This window comes from Roseomonas sp. TAS13 (genome assembly GCF_001950415.1).
GTDB classification, from domain to species: domain Bacteria; phylum Pseudomonadota; class Alphaproteobacteria; order Acetobacterales; family Acetobacteraceae; genus Roseomonas; species Roseomonas mucosa.
Genome location: NZ_BDLP01000523.1, coordinates 1 through 2362 on the forward strand (window position 1 = coordinate 1; position 2362 = coordinate 2362).

The following is a 2362-nucleotide window of genomic DNA, read 5'->3' on the forward strand; positions in this document are numbered from 1 at the left end:
TCGCCTTACGGGGGAGCTGTGCGTAGATGTGATCAAGAGACAGGACCACCGGGATGCCGATCTCCTCCCGGGTCATGTCCACCCAGGCCGCCGGCCCGAGGCCGGCCGCGCCGATCCGGGACAGCAGCAGGGCGAGGTCGCCATGGATCGTGGGCGCCGCGCAGCCCTGGACGGCCTCGAAGCGCCGCCGGGGCGGCACCGCCTCGGACAGGGCGCGCAGCGCGGCGGCGCGGCGGGCGGCACGGGCGGGGGCGGCATAGGATTCCGGCGCGAAATCGTCGCGGGCGCCGGAGATGCGGGTGACGCGGGACTGTGCGGCCTCGGTCAGGGCGCGGGACAGGGCCACGCCGGGGTCGGGATGGCAGCCCAGGCCGAGCTCCGCCTCCATCTCCGGCTCCTCCCGCCCCGGCAGGGCCAGGACGCGGAAGGCGGGGATGCCGAGGTCGGAGGTGATGTCCCAGATCGCCAGGGCGATGCCGGCTGCGGCAAAGCAAGCCAGGAGATCGGCGCAGAGCGGGTCGGCGATGCTGGCGGGATCGATCGCCGTTTCCGCCCGCGCCGCCGGGGGGAGGGCCAGCCAGAGGGCATGGGCGTCGCGTTCCACCAGCTCGGCCAGGGCATGCACCAGCGCCTCCCCGCGCGTGTTGCCGGAGGCGAGGCCGTTCGTGGTCGCCTGGAGGAAGCCGGAGGAAGGCGGCCCGTCCAGCGCGTAGTCGGCGGTCACCAGGTCCAGCGGCACCCAGAGCGGCGAGCCGTCGGCGAGGTCACGGCCCTCCACCCAGAGCATCGGCGCCTCCCGCGCCGACAGGTCCGGCGCGGCGGCGCTGTGCGGCAGGCGGGCCGGGTCCAGGGGCGCGAGGCCGCTTTCCCGCAGCCGGGCATGGCTGCCCCAGCGCAGCGGCGCCGCCAGGGTCTCGGCATGCCAGGCCTCCACCGCCTCCATCACCGCCGAGGCCTTGGCCGCCGCCAGGGTCGCGCCCTTGCCCTGGAAGACCGAGAGCGAGCGCGCGTTGGGCCGCACCGCCGCGGCGACCGGGATGCCGGTCACGTCCAGGCCGGTTAGCACCGCCACCCTTGTCAGGCCGAAGCGCCCCGCATGGCGCAGCGCCCGTTCCAGCGTCTCTTCGGGGTCGCGGACCCGGTGCGCGCCGAGGCGGAAGCGCTTGGCCTCGTCCTCGGGCGGCAAGCCGGGGAGGAGGCCGGGGCCGGTCACGGCGCGAGGGAGATGGCGCTGCGCCGAAGGGCCGCCAGCAGGCGCTCGACCTCGCCGTCTCCCTCCCGTTCCGCCCGCTCCGCCAGGCCGGCCAGCCTTTGCAGCATCTCCGCATCGCCGAGGCGGCCGAGCCGCAGGTCGAGGCTCGCGAGGCTCAGCCGGGCGCGCAGCGCCAGCATCCAGGCGCCCTGCGCCTCGGCCAGCCGCAGCGCCTCGCGCAGCGAGGCCTCGGCGGCGGCCTCCGACCCGGGGCCGCCCGCCTGCAGGCGCAGCATGCCCAGCACGCGCCAGACCTCCGGCATCCAGATCCGCAGCCCGACGCGCCCGAACAGCCCGCGCGCCTCGTCGAGCTCCGCCACCGCGCGCCGCACCTGCCCTGCGGTGGTCTGTGCCTCCGCCAGCAGGGTGTGGAAGATGGGGAAGTCCTCGATCGTGCCGACCTCGCGCTGCACGGCGAGCCCCGCCTCGATCGAGCGCAGCCCCTCCGCCGCCTCGCCGCGCGCCGAGGCCGCCCAGCCGCCGAAGATCATCCCCTTGGCGCGGTAGTCGGGCAGGTCGTGCGTTTCCGCGGCCTCCATCATGCGCCGCGCCGCCTCCGCCATCTCCGCCGGGTCGCGCCGGTAGGCGCGGTGCATGGCGTGGATGTCCAGCGCGTGCAGGACGCTGCCCAGGTGGTCGATCTCCAGCGCCCAGCCCCGGGCCTGGGCCTCGGCGCGCAGCGCCGCCTCGGGGCGGCCTTCCAGCCATTCCAGCAACGCCGTCTCGCCCAGCGCGCAGACCTTGGCGTCGTGGTTGCCGTAGATCGTGGCGTGGTGCCGGTACTCGCCGGCCTCGTAGATGGCGAGCCCGGCCTCGATATCGCGGCGGCAGCCGCAGAGGTCGCCCAGGCCGAAGCGCGTGCCCCAGCCGCAGTGATGCGCCTGCAGCAGGCTGCCCGGCTCGCCGCGCCGGGCGGCCCGCTCGGTCAGGGCGTCGGAGCGCAGCCGCTTGATGTTGTAGTCGCGCGACACCCGCCACCAGCCCCAGGCGATGGGGAAGTGCGCACTCTCGTCGGCGGCCGTGTCGTTCAGCGCGGCGTAGCTCTCGGCATAATGGTCCTGCGTCTCGGCGGCGCCCGGCCCGTGCAGGGCGATCAGCGCCGGGCCGAGC

The 2362-nt window shown here is 75.8% G+C and carries 2 protein-coding genes; both read right to left on the minus strand.

Going from position 1 to position 2362, the window contains the following annotated elements:
- The coding region (locus tag ROTAS13_RS27485) for a YcaO-like family protein (RefSeq protein ID WP_171979217.1) at positions 1 to 1186 on the minus strand (1186 nt) is incomplete at its 3' end.
- Between the two features lie 23 nt (positions 1187 to 1209).
- On the minus strand, positions 1210 to 2362 hold a 1153-nt coding region (locus ROTAS13_RS27490), incomplete at its 5' end, for a hypothetical protein (protein ID WP_171979218.1).